This is a genomic window from Streptomyces malaysiense (assembly GCF_000980885.2).
Taxonomy (GTDB): Bacteria; Actinomycetota; Actinomycetes; order Streptomycetales; family Streptomycetaceae; genus Streptomyces; species Streptomyces malaysiense.
Genome location: NZ_LBDA02000071.1, coordinates 1 through 17,048, shown reverse-complemented (window position 1 = coordinate 17,048; position 17,048 = coordinate 1). Strand labels below are relative to the sequence as shown.

Below are 17,048 nucleotides of genomic sequence, written 5' to 3'. Positions count from 1 at the left end.
GTGTGGTTGCTCGCGCAGTTCCCCGCGGCCCTCAGGCCGGCCGCACCACCGCCAGCAGCAGGCCGGGCTCCACCTGCTGTCCCGGCTCGGCGTGGAGGGAGGTCAGGGTGCCTGCGGTCGGGGCCGAGATCTGGTGCTGCATCTTCATCGCCTCCAGCCAGATCAGGGGCTGCCCGGCGGTGACCGTCGCGCCCTCCGTCAGGCCCTCGGCGACACGTACGACCGTGCCGGGCATCGGGGCCAGCAGGGAGCCCGGGGCGAGCTGGGCCGCGGGGTCGGGGAAGCGGGGCAGCTCGATCAGCCGCTCGGTGTTCACGTGCACCTCGTCGCCGTACCGAGCCACCGCGAACCCCCGGCGTACGCCGTCCACTTCGAGTACGACGGTGCCCGCGTCGGCGCGTACGACCCGCACCCCGTCGGCGTCGAGGCCCTGCCGTGTGTGCCGGTACCGCACCTCGACCTCCTCCCCCGCCACCTCGTACCGCTTGACCTGGTCCTGGGACGGCACGTTGCGCCAGCCGCCGAAGCGGGAGCGGCCGTGGGCACCGGCGAGGGCGGCGGCGAGCGGGGCGAGCGGGTCGGGGGCGGGCTCGGTGAGCGAGGCGAGATGGCGGTCGTAGAAGCCGGTGTCCATGCGGCCGGACGTGAACTCCTCGTGGCGCAGCGAGCGGACGAGCAGGTCGCGGTTGGTGACGGGGCCGTGGACCAGCGCCGATTCCAGGGCGCCCGCGAGCCGCCGGACCGCCTCCGCACGGGTCGGGGCATGGGCGACGAGCTTGGCGAGCATCGGGTCGTAGTGCACGCCGATGGGGTCGCCGTCGCCGTAGCCGGTGTCGAGGCGCACACCGGGCGGTACGACGAGCCGGTGCAGGGTGCCGGTCTGCGGGGCCCAGTCGCGCGCGGGGTCCTCGGCGTACAGGCGGACCTCGACCGCGTGGCCGCGCGGGTCCGGCGGGTCCTCCTCCAGGGCGTGGCCCTCGGCGACGCGGATCTGCTCGGCGACCAGGTCGAGCCCGAACACCGCCTCCGTCACCGGGTGTTCGACCTGGAGGCGGGTGTTCATCTCCAGGAAGTGCGCGCGGCCGCCGGCGACCAGGAACTCGACGGTGCCCGCGCCGACGTAGGAGACGGCACGCGCGGCCCGTACCGCCAGCGTCCGCAGCTCCTGTGCCGACCGCTCGGGCAGGCCGGGCGCCGGGGCCTCCTCGATCACCTTCTGGTGGCGGCGCTGCAGGGAGCAGTCGCGGGTGCCGAGCGGCCAGACGGTGCCATGGGTGTCGGCGAGGATCTGCACCTCGACGTGGCGGCCGTTCTCGATGTACGGCTCCACGAACACCTCGCCGTCGCCGAAGGCGCTCGCGGCCTCGGCGCGCGCCCCTTCCAGGGCGTCCCGGAGCTCGTCCAGGCGGCGCACGATCCGCATCCCGCGCCCGCCGCCGCCCGCCGCCGCCTTCACCAGCACCGGCAGGTCCCCCTGGGTGACCTCCGCCAGGGGTTCCAGGCCCATCAGCCGCTTGGCGCGCGTCTTGGAGGCCATGGCCTCGATGGCCTCGGGGGGCGGCCCGATCCAGGTCAGCCCGGCGTCCAGGACCTCGCGGGCGAAGTCCGGGTTCTCCGAGAGGAAACCGTATCCGGGGTGCACGGCGTCCGCGCCGGCGGCGAGGGCGGCCTTCACGATCAGGTCGCCGCGCAGATAGGTGTCGGCGGGCGCCGCCCCCGGCAGCCGTACCGCCGTGTCCGCCCGGCGCGTGTGGAGCGCGTGCTCATCGGCGTCCGAGTACACGGCGACCGTACGGATGCCCAGCTCGGAGCAGGTGCGGAAGATGCGGCAGGCGATCTCGCCGCGGTTGGCGACCAGCAGTGTCTGGATCATGGGCCTCACATCCGGAAGACGCCGAAGCCGCCGCGCGCGCCCTCGTAGGGGGCGGTGTGGATCGCGGACAGGCACAGGCCGAGGACGGTACGGGTGTCGCGCGGGTCGATGACGCCGTCGTCGTAGAGCCGCCCGGACAGGAACATCGGCAGCGACTCGGACTCGATCTGCCGCTCCACCATGGCGCGCAGGGCGGCGTCCGCGTCCTCGTCGTACGGCTGCCCCTTCGCCGCCGCCGACTGCCGCGCGACGATCGACAGCACGCCGGCGAGCTGCTGCGGGCCCATGACGGCGGACTTGGCGCTGGGCCAGGCGAACAGGAAGCGGGGGTCGTAGGCGCGGCCGCACATGCCGTAGTGGCCGGCCCCGTAGGAGGCGCCCATGAGGACGGAGAGGTGCGGGACCCGGGAGTTGGACACCGCGTTGATCATCATCGCGCCGTGCTTGATGATCCCGCCCTGCTCGTACTGGCTGCCGACCATGTAGCCGGTGGTGTTGTGCAGGAACAGCAGCGGGATGTCGCGCTGGTTGGCGAGCTGGATGAACTGGGCGGCCTTCTGCGACTCCTCGCTGAACAGCACCCCTTGGGCGTTGGCGAGGATGCCGACGGGGTAGCCGTGCAGGGCGGCCCAGCCGGTCACCAGGCTGGTGCCGTACAGCGGCTTGAACTCGTCGAAGTCGGAGCCGTCCACGATCCGCGCGACGACCTCGCGCGGATCGAAGGGGGTCCTGAGGTCGCCGGGGACGATGCCCAGCAGCTCCTCCGGGTCGTGCTTGGGCGGCTCGGCCGGGCCCGGATCGGCCGCCGCCTTGCGGTGGTTGAGCCGCGCGACCACCCGGCGGGCCTGCCGCAGGGCGTCCCGCTCGTCCACGGCGAAGTAGTCGGCGAGCCCGGAGACGCGGGCGTGCATCTCGGCGCCGCCCAGGGACTCGTCGTCGCTCTCCTCTCCGGTGGCCATCTTCACCAGCGGCGGTCCGCCGAGGAACACCTTGGCCCGTTCCTTGATCATGATCACGTGGTCGGACATGCCGGGTACGTAGGCGCCGCCCGCCGTGGAGTTGCCGAAGACGACGGCCACGGTCGGGATGCCGGCGGCGGAAAGCCGGGTCAGATCACGGAAGACGGCGCCGCCGGGGATGAAGATCTCCTTCTGCGAGGGCAGATCGGCGCCGCCCGACTCCACCAGGCTGATGCAGGGCAGCCGGTTGGCGAACGCGATGTCGTTGGCGCGCAGGGCCTTCTTCAGGCTCCATGGGTTGCTGGCACCGCCGCGCACGGTCGGGTCGTTGGCGGTGATCAGGCACTCCACGCCCTCGACCACGCCGATGCCGGTGACGAGTGAGGCGCCGACGGTGTACTCGCTGCCCCAGGCGGCGAGCGGGGACAGCTCCAGGAACGGCGTGTCCGGGTCGAGGAGCAGCTCGATGCGCTCTCGGACCGGCAACTTGCCGCGTCCACGGTGCCGTTCGACGTACTTCTCGCCACCGCCCGCGAGCGCCTTGGCGTGTTCGCCCGCCAGTTCGGCGAGTTTGCCGAGCATGGCCTCGCGGTGGGCCGTGTAGTCGGGGTGGTGGGTGTCCAGGGCCGTGTCGAGGACGGTCACAGGAGGGCCTCCGGGATGTCCAGGTGGCGGGAGCGCAGCCATTCGCCGAGGGCTTTGGCCTGCGGGTCGAAGCGGTGGCGGGAGGCGACGCCGGCGCCGAGGATGCCGGCGACGACGAAGTTCAGGGCGCGCAGCCCGGGAAGGAGGTGGCGGGTGACGGGCAGGTCGCGGCTCTCGGGGATCAGCTCCCGGAACCGGTCCACCGTCAGCTCGTGCGCGAGCCACCGCCAGGCCTCGTCGGTGCGGGCCCACACCCCCACGTTGGCGTTCCCGCCCTTGTCCCCGCTGCGGGCACCGGCGACGAGCCCGAGGGGGGCGCGGCGGGTGGCACCGGGCGGCGGCGGGCCGGGCGGCTCCGGGTGCGGTACCTCGTCCAGGGGACGCGTCATCGGGGGCGGGGGAACCCTCGTGGTCCGCCCGTCGGGGAGCACGGCCGTGTGGGCCACCTCCTCCTGGGGCACGTAGGCGTCCTCGAAGATCCCGTAGGGGTCGCCCCTGCCGGGCGGGGCCAGCACATGGAATCCGGGGTAGCTGGCCAGCGCCAGCTCGATAGCCGCCCCGCTGAGCGCCCGTCCGACGACCCGCTGGTCCGGATCCCGTACGACGAGACGCAGCAGGGCGCTCGCGGTCTCCTCGGTGTCGGCGTCGGGGCGATCGGTGCGGACGAGTTCCCAGCCGACCTCTTCGGGCCCCGACTTGTCGAAGGCGAGCTGGTCGCGTACGAGGGCGGCCTTGGCCTCGACGTCGAGCCCGGTGAGCACGAAGACGACCTCGTTGCGAAAGCCCCCGAGCCGGTTGAGCCCCACCTTGAGGGCCGGCGGGGGCGCCTCGCCGTTCACCCCTTCGATCCGCACCCGGTCCGGGCCGTCCTGGCTCAGCCGGACGCTGTCCAGGCGGGCGGTGACGTCGGGGCCGGCGTACCGGGCGCCCCCGGTCTCGTACAGCAGCTGCGCGGTGACCGTGCCGACATCCACGAACCCGCCGGTGCCGGGGTGCTTGGTGATGACGCTGCTGCCGTCGGCATGGATCTCGGCGAGCGGGAAGCCGGGCCGTCGTACGTCGCCCTCCTGGAAGAACGCGTAGTTCCCGCCGGTGGCCTGCGTCCCGCACTCCAGGACGTGCCCGGCGACGACGGCCCCGGCCAGCTTGTCGAACTCCCCCGGACCCCATCCGAAATGGGCCGCCGCGGGACCGGTGACGAGGGCCGCGTCGGTCACCCGCCCGGTGACGACGATGTCCGCGCCCGCCCGCAGGCACTCGGCGATGCCGAACCCGCCGAGGTAGGCGTGGGCGGCGAGGGCGCCGGGGTGGGCGGCGGTCAGGTCGTCGCCCTCGACGTGGGCGACACGCAGGGGGATGCCGAGCCGTCCACCCAACTCTTCTATTCTCGCGGCGAGTCCGGCGGGGTTGAGCCCGCCCGCGTTGGTGACGATCCGCACCCGGCGTTCCCGGACCAGGCCGAGGCAGTCCTCCAGCTGGCGCTCGAAGGTGCGGGCGTATCCGGCACCGGGGTCCTTCAGCCGGTCGCGGGCGAGGATCAGCATGGTGAGTTCGGCGAGGTAGTCGCCGGTGAGGACGTCGAGTTCACCGCCGGTGAGCATCTCGCGCAGGGCGTCGAAGCGGTCGCCGTAGAAGCCGGAGAAGTTGCCTATCCGCAGCGGGTTCACCGGCCGACTCCGGCCGCCGGTCCGTCTGGTCCCACCGGGTTCTCCGCCGTCCTCCCCCTCGCCTTCCGGCCGCTTCCCGGCGGGCCCGCGAACGCCTGCGCGATGTCCAGCCAGCGGTCCGCGTCCGGGCCCGCGGCGATCAGGGCGAGGTCGTCGCGGTGGGCGCGCTGGGTGACGAGGAGGCAGAAGTCGAGGGCCGGTCCGGTGACGCGCTGCGGGGCGCCTTCGGGGCCGTAGCCCCACACGGCGCCGCTCGGCGCCGTGAGCTCGACGCGGAACTCCCCGGCCGGCGGGATGAGTCCGTGCACCGTGTACGCGAAGTCCCTGGTGCGCACGCCGAGTCGGGCGATGTGGGCGAGGCGGTCGGTGGGGGCCCGGGGGACGCCGAGCGCCTCGGCGACGTCCAGGCCGTGGGCCCAGGTCTCCATGAGGCGGGCGGTGGCCATGGAGGCCACGGCCATCGGCGGCCCGAACCAGGGGAAGCGGGAACCGGGTTCGGCCGCGCGCAGGGCCCGGTCGAGGGCGTCGCGCCCGGACCGCCAGGCCGCGAGGAGCTCCGCGGGCGGCAGCCCGGCGCTCTCCTCCGCGCCCTCGTCCACGAAGGAGGCGTCGCGGGCGAGGGCCTTCTCGACCAGCGCGCGGAACGCGTCCGCGTCGGTGACGGCGGCCAGCGCCGCGCGGTCGGTCCAGGCGAGATGGGCGATCTGGTGGGCGACGGTCCAGCCGGGCGCGGGAGTGGCGCGCGCCCACTGCTCGGGCGTCGACCGGGCGACGATCCGGTCCAGTTCTTCGCTCTCGGCACGCAGGTCGTCGATGACGGGCGTCGGGTCGGCCATGAGGGGAGCATGGCAGCGGGTACGGAAACAATCAAGCGTGCTTGCATGATTTATTCGACCGGCCTTGGCAGGCACCGCACTGACCGGCGAAGGTCTTCCTCTCCGGGGACGGACCCGGGTTCACCCGAGGAGCGAGGCGAGAGTCCGTGTGAAGGAGTCGGCCGAGTGGTCGGCGTGCTCGCGGATCCGCTCGGCCACGGCGGCCGCTCCCCCGCCCTCCACCAGCCGGACGATCCGCTCGGCCCGCCGCTCGTGCCCCTCGGGGCTGTCGTCGGCGGTGGGGAGGTAGAAGTCGGCCGCGTCGTAGGCCATGTGCAGGACGTGCTTCTTCACGTCGCTGAGCGTCAGGTAGTCGCGGTCGGTCGTCGGCACCGGCGCGGGCGCGCCGACGCAGACCACCGGGGTGCCGGCGCCCCAGGCGTTGACGCACAGGTGGTAGGTGTCGGTGATGACGAGACGGTAGCGGGGCAGGACACCGAGCAGGTCGCCGACGGTGGGGGAGCCGGGCCGGACGGGCAGGTGCCCGACCTGGCACGGGGCCTCCCCGTCGAACCAGGGGATCCATTCCAGGGGCGCGCCCAGCCGCTCCGCGAGCCCCTGGCAGAAGCCGGGGAGCCAGGCGGGGATCCTCGTACGGGCGCCGAGGAACACCCCGATCGCGCCGCCGTCCGGGAGGTCCTGGGACCAGGGCGTGACCGGGAGGCAGTCCAGGTCGCCGGGGCGGTTCAGCAGGGCCGCGTCGGAGCCGAAGTGGTCGGTCGTACGGTCCCCGCGCAGATGCCCCAGCTTGGCCGCCGACAGCGGATCGCGCACCCAGACGCGGTGGCTGCGCGTCATCAGCCGCGTGAACGAGGGGCCGTACTCCTTGTCCTCGTAGTCCGACTGCGTGTTGTGCAGGATCGTGCCGCCGTAGCTGAGGGTGCGGTCGAGCAGTTCGTCCGGCTGGTCGGCGAGCAGCAGGGTCCGGCCGAGCAGGCTCCGGGCGGCGTCCCGGTCCTTGACGAGCCCGTAGTCGAGGAGCCGGTTGGAGGCGTCCTGGTCGAGGTAGTGCCGGGCGTGCAGGAAGTCGCCCCAGAAGACGACCGCGTCGTGCTCGCGCAGGGTGTCGACCTCGTCGATCAACGACCGGAACCTGAAGGGGAGTTCCGCGCCGCGCACGCCCTCCCGCAGCCCGCGCAGGGGCACGGTCTGCGGCAGGTGCAGCGTGTACCAGCTCGCCTCCACCCCGTCCCCCGTCCGCCGCCGCATCGCCTCGAAGGCCAGGTCGACGGTCAGCATCCCGGTGTTGCGGTAGCCGATGTTGGGCGCGGTGATGACGGCGACACGTGCCATGCGTTCCTGTTTCCCCTGCCTGTTGCCGACGCCCCGCGAGGACGCCACGGACCCCTCCCCGCCAACGTACACATCGCCACCGCCCCGGCCCGGTCCCACCCCTGCCCATTCGGCCACCCCGCCACCACCGGGCCACACCCCCCGCCGTTCCAGCCGTTCCAGCCGTTCCAGCCGTCGGCCGTGGAGTTCCTGGCGGGACTCGCCGGGGAGGGCGGCCGCGCGCCGGGCCGGGCCGGACGGCGGTACCGGTGACCATCGGGGGCGTGCCCGGGTGGCAGAAGACCGGCGCGTGGTGACCGCCGCCGGACCGCTCCCCCGTGCGGGTGATGAGGAGCCCTGCGGCCCCTACGCGTCCAGGACGGGCGTCCTGGACCGGCCCACCTGGGTGCGCACCGCGCCGATGCTCGCGGCGACGACCAGGGCGATGGCGGCGATCTGCGAGGCGGAGAGGGCCTGGCCGAGGATGAGGAAGCCGGCGGTGGCCGCGAGGGCCGGGTCCAGGCTCATCAGGACGGCGAAGGTGGCGGCGGGCAGGTTGCGCAGGGCCAGGAGTTCGAGGGTGTAGGGCAGGACCGAGGAGAGCACGGCCACCGCCGCGCCGAGGCCGAGCGTGACAGGGTCGAGGAGGCGGTCGCCGGCCGAGTCGATACCGAGCGGCAGGACGAGCAGCGCCGCGACCGTCATGGCCAGCGCCAGCCCGTCCGCCTGCGGGAAGCGCCGGCCGGTGCGCGCGCTGAAGACGATGTACGCCGCCCACATCACGCCCGCGCCCAGCGCGAAGCCCACCCCGACGGGGTCCAGTCCGCGAAAGCCCCCGCCGCCGAGCAGGAACACACCGCCCAGGGCGAGCGCCGCCCACACGACGTTGACCAGGCGGCGGGAGGACACCACCGAGAGCGCGAGCGGGCCGAGCACCTCCAGGGTGACGGCGGGGCCGAGCGGGATACGGGCCACGGCCTCGTAGAACAGGCTGTTCATGCCGCCCAGCGCGACACCGAAGGCGATCACCGTGCCCCAGTCCGCGCGCGAGTGACCGCGCAGCCGGGGCCGGCAGAACAGCAGCAGGACCACGGCCGCCGCGACGAGCCTGAGCGTCACCACGCCCAGCGCGCCCGCCCTCGGCATCAGCGTCACCGCGAGGGCGCCGCCGAACTGCACCGAGACCCCGCCGGCCAGCACCAGCCCCACCGGGCCGAGGCGGCCCGGGGCGCCCGGGGCGCCCGGCGTCCCCACGGACGACCCGGAAGTGGCGCTGGGGGTGTTGACGGTGGTCACGGCGGTCCCGGTGCTCGGCTCAGATCATGTACATCTCTCTGTACTACCGGGTCCAGGGTAGTAGACCCCGTCAGGAGTGTGAACCTCTCATGACACTGTCCTGGATGCTGAGATCCGCCCCTCTCGTATGACGGTCACCCAGCCCGGCGCCTCCCTCAGCGGCGCGCCATATACACGTCGAACGCCTTGTGCAGCAGACGGTTCAGCGGGAAGTCCCACTCGCCCACGTACTCCGCCGCCCCGCCGCCCGCGCCCACCTTGAAACGGAGCAGGCCGAGGAGGTGGTTGGACTCCTCCAGGGTGTCGGTGATGCCCCGGAAGTCATAGACATGGGCGCCCAGCTCATGGGCGTCGCACATCATCCGCCACTGCATGGCGTTGTTGGGCTGCACCTCCCGCCTGCGGCTGGTGGAGGCGCCGTAGGAGTACCAGACATGGCCGCCGACGATCAGCATCGTGGCCGCGGCCAGCACCTCGCCGTCGTGCTGCGCGAGGTACAGCCGCATCCGGTCGGGGTCCTCGGCGGTGAGCGCCGTCCACATCCGCTGGAAGTACGGCAGCGGGCGCGGGATGAAGCGGTCCCGCTCCGCCGTCTCCGCGTACAGCCCGTAGAAGGCCGGCAGGTCCTCGTAGTCCCCCCGTACGATCTTCACCCCAGCCTTCTCGGCCTTCTTGATGTTGCGCCGCCACTGCTGGTTGAGCCCGCGCTGGATGTCCTCCAGGGACCGCCCGGCGAACGGCACCTGGCAGACGTACCGGGGCTGCCCCGCGGCGAAACCGTCCTCCCCGCCGGGCTCGGTCTGCCGCCAGCCCGTCCGGCACAGCCGGTCGACGAGGGCGAGCGCCTCCGGCTCCTCGGAGGTCGGCGGCGCGTCCCGCAGCCGGTGCGCGTCCGGGTCGGCGATGGCGGCCTTGACCGCCTCCGGGCTCCACCGCCGCACCACCACGGGCGGGCCCATCTTCACCGAGAAGACGCCCAGCCCCTTGAGGTGGGCCAGCATCGGGTCCAGCCAGCGCTCCAGATCGGGCGCCGCCCAGTCGATGACCGGCCCCTCCGGCAGATAGGCCAGATACCGCTTCACCTTGGGCAGCGACCGCAGCAGCACCAGACCCACCCCGACGAGCCGCCCGTCCGCCTCGAACCACCCCAGGCTCCGCGCCCGCCAGTCCGGCTTCACGTCCCCCCAGGACGGCAGCTGGAGGTGGCTGGCCGAGGGACGGGCCGCCACGAAGGCGAGGTGTTCGGCCCGGGTGACCGGACGGACGGTGAGGCTCATACGCGTGGCTCCTTCACGGTTCGCTGATCACCCCCACCCTAAGGAGGCGGCCGTCCGACGGCGGGCCGTCATCGCCCCTCCCCCGCGCCCGTGTCCGGGGCCGGGGAGCCCGCGTCCCGGTCCAGCGCCTCGGCCAGCACCTCCGCCAGGTGCCGTCCGCGCACTCCGCCCAGTTGCTCCAGCTGGGTGCGGCAGGAGTAGCCGTCGGCCAGGACCACGGTGTCCGGGGCCGCCGTGCGTATCGAGGGCAGCAGCTGCTCCTCGGCGCAGGCCCGGGAGACCTCGAAGTGGCCCCTCTCGAAGCCGAAGTCGCCGGCCAGGCCGCAGCACCCGCCCGAGAGTTCCCCGGTGAGCCCGGCCGATTCGCGCAGCCGGCGGTCCGGGGCGTCGCCGAGGACCGCGTGCTGATGGCAGTGGGTCTGACCGGCGGCGGGCCGGTCCACGGCGGGCGGGGTCCACTGCGGGGCGTGCCGCTCCAGGGCCTCGGCGAAGGTCAGGACGACGGCGGCGAGCCGGGCCGCGCGCGGGTCGTCGTACAGGAGTTCCGGGAGGTCGGTGCGCAGGGCGGCCGCGCAGCTCGGCTCCAGTACGACGACGGGGGCGCCCGCGCGCAGCACCGGCTCCATCAGGTCGAGGGTGCGGCGCAGCACCGCACGGGCCCGGTCGAGCTGGCCGGTGGAGACGTAGGTCAGCCCGCAGCAGACACGGGCGCGGCGGGCCGGCAGGAGGGAGCGGGCCGGGCCGCCGGCGGTGGCACGCGCGGGCGCCGACGGGCCGCGGCGCGGCGGCCGGGCCGGGGGGAGGGCCACCCGCAGCCCCGCGGCCTCCAGGACGCGGACGGCCGCGCGGCCGACCGAGGGGGACAGATGCTCGGTGAAGGTGTCCGGCCAGAGGACGACCAGGTCCCCGGTGCCCTCGGTCCGCGCGGGCTCCCGGCGCCGCCACCAGCTGGTGAAGGTCGTCCGGGCGAGCCGGGGGAGCCGCCGCTCGGGCGCGATTCCGCCGAGGCGTCTCGCCACGGCCGCCAGGGGCGGGACGGCGGCGAGCGCGTTGAGCAGAGGCGCCGTACGGGTCCGGGCGATCAGGCGCAGCCACTCGGGCAGCCGGCCCATGCTGTGGTGGGCGGCGGGGCGGCGCCGGTCCGCGTAGTGGTGGTACAGGAACTCGGCCTTGTAGGTGGCCATGTCGACGCCGACCGGGCAGTCCGTGCGGCAGCCTTTGCAGGCGAGGCAGAGATCGAGGGCGTCGCGGACCTCGGTGGAGCGCCAGCCGTCGGTGATCACCTCCCCCGCCAGCATCTCGTGCAGCAGCCGGGCCCGGCCCCGGGTGGAGTGCTCCTCCTCGCCGGTCGCCCGGAACGACGGGCACATCACGGCGGGGCCTGCCGCGGTGGTCGTACGGCACTTGGCCACGCCGACGCAGCGGCGGACGGCCGCGCGGAAGTCGCCGCCGTCGGCCGGGTAGCCGAAGGCCACGTCCACGGGTCCGGCCGGCAGCACGGAGAAGCGGAGGTTGCCGTCGAGCGGGGCGGGGCGGACCAGCATGCCGGGGTTGAGCAGGTCGTCCGGGTCCCAGAGGGCCTTGGCGCGCTCGAACAGCCGCACCGTCTCGGCGCCGTACATCCGGGGCAGCAGTTCCGCGCGGGCCTGGCCGTCGCCGTGTTCCCCGGACAGCGAGCCGCCGTGGGCGACCACCAGGTCGGCCAGTTCCTCCGAGAAGCGCCGGAACCGGCCGATGCCGGGCTCGGTGAGCAGGTCGAAGTCGATGCGGACGTGGATGCATCCGTCGCCGAAGTGGCCGTACGGGGTGCCGCGCAGACCGTGGGAGGAGAGCAGAGCGCGGAAGTCGCGCAGGTAGGCGCCGAGCCGGGCGGGGGGCACCGCGCAGTCCTCCCAGCCGGGCCAGGCCTCGGAGCCGTCCGGCATCCGTGTCGCCGTGCCGCTCGCGTCCTCGCGGATGCGCCACAGGACCTGCTGGGCGGCGGGGTCGGTGACCACGAGGGCGTCCACGACATCGGCGGCCCGGACGATCTCCGCCGCGCGGGCACGGGCCGCCGCCCGCGACTCCCCGCCGGTCTCCACGAACAGCCAGGCGCCGCCCTCGGGCAGTCCGGCCCCCGGGGGCACCAGGTCGGCGGCCATGCCCTCCACCGTCAGCGGGCCGTGCGGCAGCAGACCGGCGGCGGCCTCGGCGGCGGCGCTCTCGTCGCCGTACCCCAGGACCGCCAGCGCGCGGGCCGGTGGGGCCTCGACCAGGCGCACGACCGCCTCGGTCAGGATGCCGAGGGTGCCCTCGGAGCCGCAGAAGGAGCGGGCCACGTCGGCGCCCCGCTCCGGCAGCAGCGCGTCCAGCGCGTATCCGGAGATGCGGCGGGGCAGGTCAGGGAAGCCGGTGCGCAACCGGGCCGACTCGCCCTCCGCCAGCTCCCGCAGCCCCTCGGGCGCGCCGGCCCATCCCGGCCCGAGCCGCAGCCGCCGGCCGCGCGCGGTGAGGACGTCCAGCTCCGCGACGTTGTCGGCGGTCGTCCCCCAGGCCACCGAGTGGGAGCCGCAGGAGTTGTTGCCGATCATTCCGCCGAGGGTGCAGCGGCTGTGCGTCGACGGGTCGGGGCCGAAGCGCACCCCGTGCGGGGCGGCGGCGCGCTGGAGGCTGTCGAGGACCAGGCCGGGCTGCACGACGGCCGTGCGCGTGCCCGGGTCCAGCTCGACCAGACGGTCCATGTGGCGCGTGAAATCCAGTACGACCCCCGTGCCCGTGGCCTGCCCGGCGATCGACGTACCCCCGCCGCGGGCGACCACCGGCACTCCGCGGGCCCGGCACACCTCCAGTGCCGCCGCCACGTCCCCGGCGTCCCGGGGGGCGACCACTCCCGCGGGGACGCGCCGGTAGTTGGAGGCGTCCATGGTCATGAGCGCGCGGGCGGCGGCGTCGAAGCGGACCTCGCCGCGGAGGTTCGCCCGCAGCTCCGCTTCGAGGGCCGAGCGGGCAGAGGGAGCCAAGGGGGCGTCGGAGGTCGAGGAGGCTTCCGGGGTCGAGGAGGCGTCGGGGGTCGAGGGGTTCATCCCGTCCGTGCGATCCGTCATGCGTTCAGGATGCATCCGATCACCGACCGTCATCGAAGGTTATCCACAGCCCCGCCTCGATCGTCGTACCAACGCACCCGAAATCGTCGTACGACACGACAATTCTCTGTCCTGGCGATCTCGTCTCATCCGACGGACACGGTTCCGTCCCGTTTCGCCCACCCGATACCCTCCGAGTCGTGGCCGACATCCAGATTCCCGCTGACATCAAGCCCGCCGACGGTCGTTTCGGCGCGGGCCCCTCCAAGGTGCGGACCGAGGCGCTCGACGCGCTCGCCGCCACCGGAAGCTCCCTGCTCGGCACCTCCCACCGCCAGGCGCCCGTCAAGAACCTGGTCGGTAAGGTCCGCGAGGGGATCTCCGAGCTGTTCTCCCTTCCCGAGGGCTACGAGGTCGTCCTCGGCAACGGCGGCTCCACCGCCTTCTGGGACATCGCCACCCACGGATTGATCGAGAACAAGTCCCAGCACCTCAACTTCGGCGAGTTCTCCTCCAAGTTCGCCAAGGCCGCCAAGCTCGCGCCGTGGCTGGCCGAGCCGACGGTGATCGCCACCGACCCGGGCACCCACCCGGACGCACGGGCCGAGGCGGGCGTCGACGTGTACGCCTTCACCCACAACGAGACGTCCACCGGTGTCGCCATGCCCATCCAGCGGGTGGCCGGCGCCGACGAGGGTTCCCTCGTCCTGGTGGACGCGACCTCCGGCGCGGGCGGCCTGCCGGTCGACATCGCCGAGACCGACGTCTACTACTTCGCCCCGCAGAAGTCCTTCGCCTCCGACGGCGGCCTGTGGATCGGTGTCTTCTCCCCCGCCGCGATCGAGCGCGCGGAGCGGATCCACGCGTCCGGCCGGCACATCCCGGAGTTCTTCTCGCTGCCCACGGCGATCGACAACTCCCGCAAGAACCAGACGTACAACACCCCGGCCCTCGCCACGCTCTTCCTGCTCGACCAGCAGCTGGAGTGGCTCAACGGCCAGGGCGGCCTGGACTTCGCGGTCCGCCGCACCGCCACCTCGGCGCGCACGCTCTACAACTGGGCCGAGGACGTCAAGTTCGCCAGCCCCTTCGTCACCGACCCGGCGAAGCGCTCCGCGGTCATCGGCACGATCGACTTCTCCGACGACATCGACGCCGCCGCCATCGCCAAGGTGCTGCGCGCCAACGGCATCGTCGACACCGAGCCCTACCGCAAGCTCGGCCGCAACCAGCTGCGTGTCGCCATGTTCCCGGCGATCGACCCGGCCGATGTCGAGGCACTGACCAAGTGCATCGACTACGTCATCGAGAAGCTCTGACCTCTCGGCTACGACGGTGAGGGCGCCCGGCGGCTCGTTCCGCCGGGCGCCCGCTCGTCGTCACAGGGTCCGGCTGCATTGTTCCCCGTCCCCGGCGAACAGTTCCTCGGCGCTCGTCACGGTCAGGGAGCGGTCGAGCCAGGTCTCCAGCATCTCCAGCTCGGCACAGGCCATGACGCGCTCCCGGACGGACTCAAAAACCTCGATACCCCCCGCGCCGAGAACCCGGAGGACGACCTTGGCCTCGCCCTTGGCCTCGCCGTCGGCGTGGACCTTGCACCACGCCTCCTCCATCACGGTGTCGTTGCCGGGGAAGACCGGGGTGTGCGTGGCCATCAGCTTCCTCCAGTAGTCACGGGCCGGGCCCTCGCCCAGACCGACCTCGATGATCTCCGCCCAGTCCTTGTGGGGCCCCACCGCCGGCCCGACCTCGTCCGGTATCGCAAGCAGACCCGGCTCCTTGGCATGAGCGAGCACCGAGAACGCGGTGGCGGGACCGTCCTTCGCCACCTCCTCCAGATCGTTGATCACGGGCAGGCTCTTCGGCCCCAGCACCAGCGGGAAGACCCGCATGCTGGTGTGGAAACCGCTGCCCACGCTGATGGGCTCCGCCGCCCAGGACGCCGTCGTCCTGTCCTGGCACACCACCAGCAGGACGGGCGGCAGGCGGTACTTGGCGTACATGTAGGCCAAGTAGTACGTCCAGTTGTTGCGCTTGTCCGGGTCCGGCCTGCCCTGCGAGTCGACCGCGGGCAGAAAGCCGCCCTCGTCGCCGACCGTGCGCACCCGGAAGAGGCTGTCCACCCGCCGTTCCGACAGTCTGATCTCGGTCAGGTCGGTGTCCAGAGCTTCGATCGAGTCGTACTCGCGAAACGCGATGCCCGCCCGCGGCAGGAGACGGGCTAACAGATCCGGCTCCTTGCGGAAGATCTGATGCATCGTGTCCTGCGGTGAACTGACCATATGCCGGAACGTAGTCATGTGAGAGCGGTCTGCACTGGCGTATGGCAGTGCGGTCAACCGGATGAGTAAATACGCCTTCGGGATATGCCAACGACAGCGAGAAGAGCGCCCGGCGATTATCCGCCGGACGCCCTTCGTCGTTGTATATGGCCTACGAGAACTGGCGGAGGAAGGCCTGCCAGGTCTCGCGGGAGACGGTGAGGAGGGGGCCGTTGTCCTGCTTGCTGTCGCGGACGGCTCGACCGGCGGGGGCCGTGTCGGCGACCTCGACGCAAGCGTTCTCCTGCCCCGAGTACGACGACTTCCAGAAGGGGCTTACGACCTCGGTCACGATGTGTCTTCCTTCAAGCTCCGCAGTACGCCCCGGATGAGCTTCGCGCTCGCGTCCGGCGTCAACGCCGCCGATCGTAGTAGGTCGTACGCATTGGCGTAAGCGGCGAGATCCTCTGCCCCTTCGAGGACCGAGGTGCCTCGAAGATTGTCCATGGCCACCGCTTCGACCGTCGGCTCCTCGCCGAAGCTGAAGGAGCAGAAGGCGGAGGAGTAACCGGCCAGAACGCCCGCGCTGAGCGGCAGAACCTGCACGGTGACATTCTTCCGCTTCCACCTGGCCCGCGATCATCTCGCCGTCTGGACGGCGGGCGAACTCACCGACGACGAGGCCGTGCTGGTCGTGGACGAGACGGGCGATGAGAAGTCCTCCACCGACTGCGTGGGTGCATCCCACCAGTACTCCGGTGCGCTGGGCGGGGTGGGTCTGTGCCAGGTCGCCGTCCATCTCGCCTACGACTCCGTGCACGGTCACGCACTCATCGACCGTCAGCTGTACCTGCCGGCGGCCTGGGCCGAAGACGAAGAATGTCGGCTGCTGCGGCACGTGCCCGACGAGATCACCTTCGCCACCAAGCCGCAGCTGGCCGCCGCGATGCTGCACCGTGCCCGTGAACTGGGCCTTGCCGCCCGATGGTTCACCGGTGACGAGGTCTACGGCAGCCAGGAGTTGCGCCGCACCGCCCGCACCGTGGGCTTCGACTACACCCTGGCAGTCAAGGCCGCCCATCGCGCCACCACCGCCGTCGGCCGCTTCACGGCCACACAGCGGGCTGCGAAGGTCCCGGCCAGGGCCGGACTCGACCAGGGCCAGGTGACCTGCTGGACCTCCTGGATGCGCTGGAGCCTGGTCAGCCTGTTCGCCGCCGCCGTCCTCGCCGTCACCCACGCCCGCACCCGCACCGCCGACGCAGCCAGACACAGTCTGGAACTCGCCCCGGCCAGCGTTCGCGAACTCCTGGCCATCCTGCGGATCATCGCGCTTCCGCAACCCCGACGCGACCGGGACCACATCCTGCACCGGTCCGCCTGGCGCCGCCATCACCAGCACCAGGCCACCGAGGCCCACCGCCGGTGGAACAACATCACCGCCGCGGCAGCCACGTGACCGAAGCCCGTGGATCAAGACTTACAGCTGCCGTGGCAGTGCGCGATGACCTCCGCCGGGTAGCGGTGGCCCCTGTACGACGGCGACACGCTCTCCACGAGAGACCCCTCCCACCCGCGACCAACCCGAAGACCATCTCACCCACCGGCCAACGTGACAGAGCCTTTCGGCGGGAGTTCAGCGGGCAGGGCCGTTGCGTGCTCGCGAGTTGGGCGGTTGATTCGCTGATGGGCCGTCATGTCGGTTGTAGGTAGGTCCGGATGCGGCTGCAGGCACGGTCTGCGTGATCATGTGAGTGTCGAAGTCCCATGATCACAAGTGAAGACCGTGCCTGCCCTCTTATCTTCTCCCATGCCGCCGGGGCTGGATCAACTGGCCCGCACCGATATGCCGCAACCGTTG

At 72.6% G+C, this 17,048-nt stretch carries 13 protein-coding genes; 2 read left to right on the top strand and 11 right to left on the bottom strand.

What is annotated here, in order from left to right; genetic code table 11:
• Positions 1–31: 31 nt before the first annotated feature.
• From VT52_RS27655 to VT52_RS27620, 8 genes are all read right to left on the bottom strand, one after another.
• Entirely contained in the window at positions 32–1,873 is a 1,842-nt protein-coding gene (locus tag VT52_RS27655; protein WP_046420742.1) for an acetyl/propionyl/methylcrotonyl-CoA carboxylase subunit alpha, read from the bottom strand.
• A 5-nt stretch (positions 1,874–1,878) separates the two neighbouring features.
• On the bottom strand, positions 1,879–3,477 hold the full coding sequence (locus VT52_RS27650; RefSeq protein ID WP_046420740.1) for an acyl-CoA carboxylase subunit beta: 1,599 nt from the start codon (positions 3,475–3,477) through the stop codon (positions 1,879–1,881).
• Entirely contained in the window at positions 3,474–5,144 is a 1,671-nt protein-coding gene (locus VT52_RS27645; RefSeq protein WP_046420738.1) for an acyclic terpene utilization AtuA family protein, read from the bottom strand. Before VT52_RS27645 ends, VT52_RS27650 begins: the two co-directional genes overlap by 4 nt.
• On the bottom strand, positions 5,141–5,980 hold the full coding sequence (locus VT52_RS27640; protein ID WP_046420735.1) for a TIGR03084 family metal-binding protein: 840 nt from the start codon (positions 5,978–5,980) through the stop codon (positions 5,141–5,143). The genes VT52_RS27645 and VT52_RS27640 overlap by 4 nt, the downstream gene beginning before the upstream one ends.
• 120 nt (positions 5,981–6,100) lie before the next feature.
• Positions 6,101–7,312, bottom strand: coding sequence for a hypothetical protein (locus VT52_RS27635; protein WP_046420733.1), 1,212 nt, complete (start codon positions 7,310–7,312; stop codon positions 6,101–6,103).
• A gap of 345 nt (positions 7,313–7,657) precedes the next feature.
• Positions 7,658–8,587: an EamA family transporter gene (locus tag VT52_RS27630; RefSeq protein ID WP_046420730.1), complete on the bottom strand. Its 930-nt coding sequence runs from the start codon at positions 8,585–8,587 to the stop codon at positions 7,658–7,660.
• Between the two features lie 155 nt (positions 8,588–8,742).
• A complete protein-coding gene (locus VT52_RS27625) occupies positions 8,743–9,864 on the bottom strand; it encodes a lipid II:glycine glycyltransferase FemX (protein WP_046420729.1) in 1,122 nt (373 codons plus the stop codon).
• 68 nt (positions 9,865–9,932) lie between these two features.
• A complete protein-coding gene (locus tag VT52_RS27620; RefSeq protein WP_240509897.1) occupies positions 9,933–12,947 on the bottom strand; it encodes an FAD-binding and (Fe-S)-binding domain-containing protein in 3,015 nt (1,004 codons plus the stop codon).
• Between the two features lie 179 nt (positions 12,948–13,126).
• Between VT52_RS27620 and serC the strand changes: the two genes are divergently transcribed.
• Positions 13,127–14,245 carry a phosphoserine transaminase gene (serC, locus tag VT52_RS27615; RefSeq protein WP_046420727.1) on the top strand — a complete coding sequence of 373 codons (1,119 nt, stop codon included), beginning with the start codon at positions 13,127–13,129 and terminating at the stop codon, positions 14,243–14,245.
• Positions 14,246–14,305: 60 nt separating this feature from the next.
• Here serC and VT52_RS27610 read toward each other — a convergent pair whose 3' ends face one another.
• The 3 genes from VT52_RS27610 to VT52_RS27600 all read right to left on the bottom strand — a co-directional run bounded on the left by VT52_RS27610 (position 14,306) and on the right by VT52_RS27600 (position 15,793).
• Positions 14,306–15,208 carry an RpnC/YadD family protein gene (locus VT52_RS27610; RefSeq protein ID WP_046420725.1) on the bottom strand — a complete coding sequence of 301 codons (903 nt, stop codon included), beginning with the start codon at positions 15,206–15,208 and terminating at the stop codon, positions 14,306–14,308.
• A 151-nt stretch (positions 15,209–15,359) separates the two neighbouring features.
• A complete protein-coding gene (locus VT52_RS27605) occupies positions 15,360–15,539 on the bottom strand; it encodes a DUF397 domain-containing protein (protein ID WP_046420722.1) in 180 nt (59 codons plus the stop codon).
• Entirely contained in the window at positions 15,536–15,793 is a 258-nt protein-coding gene (locus VT52_RS27600) for a Scr1 family TA system antitoxin-like transcriptional regulator (protein WP_046420720.1), read from the bottom strand. Before VT52_RS27600 ends, VT52_RS27605 begins: the two co-directional genes overlap by 4 nt.
• A gap of 1 nt (position 15,794) precedes the next feature.
• Between VT52_RS27600 and VT52_RS27595 the strand changes: the two genes are divergently transcribed.
• Positions 15,795–16,646, top strand: a complete 852-nt coding sequence (locus VT52_RS27595; protein ID WP_053055492.1) for an IS701 family transposase — start codon at positions 15,795–15,797, stop codon at positions 16,644–16,646.
• The last annotated feature ends 402 nt before the right edge of the window (positions 16,647–17,048 follow it).

Coding starts and splice junctions, on each gene's coding strand:
- VT52_RS27655 (WP_046420742.1), bottom strand. CDS start 1,873: ATGATCCAGACACTGCTGGTCGCCAACCGCGGCGAGATCGCCTGCCGC.
- VT52_RS27640 (WP_046420735.1), bottom strand. CDS start 5,980: ATGGCCGACCCGACGCCCGTCATCGACGACCTGCGTGCCGAGAGCGAA.
- VT52_RS27635 (WP_046420733.1), bottom strand. CDS start 7,312: ATGGCACGTGTCGCCGTCATCACCGCGCCCAACATCGGCTACCGCAAC.
- VT52_RS27625 (WP_046420729.1), bottom strand. CDS start 9,864: ATGAGCCTCACCGTCCGTCCGGTCACCCGGGCCGAACACCTCGCCTTC.
- VT52_RS27620 (WP_240509897.1), bottom strand. CDS start 12,947: ATGACGGATCGCACGGACGGGATGAACCCCTCGACCCCCGACGCCTCC.
- VT52_RS27610 (WP_046420725.1), bottom strand. CDS start 15,208: ATGGTCAGTTCACCGCAGGACACGATGCATCAGATCTTCCGCAAGGAG.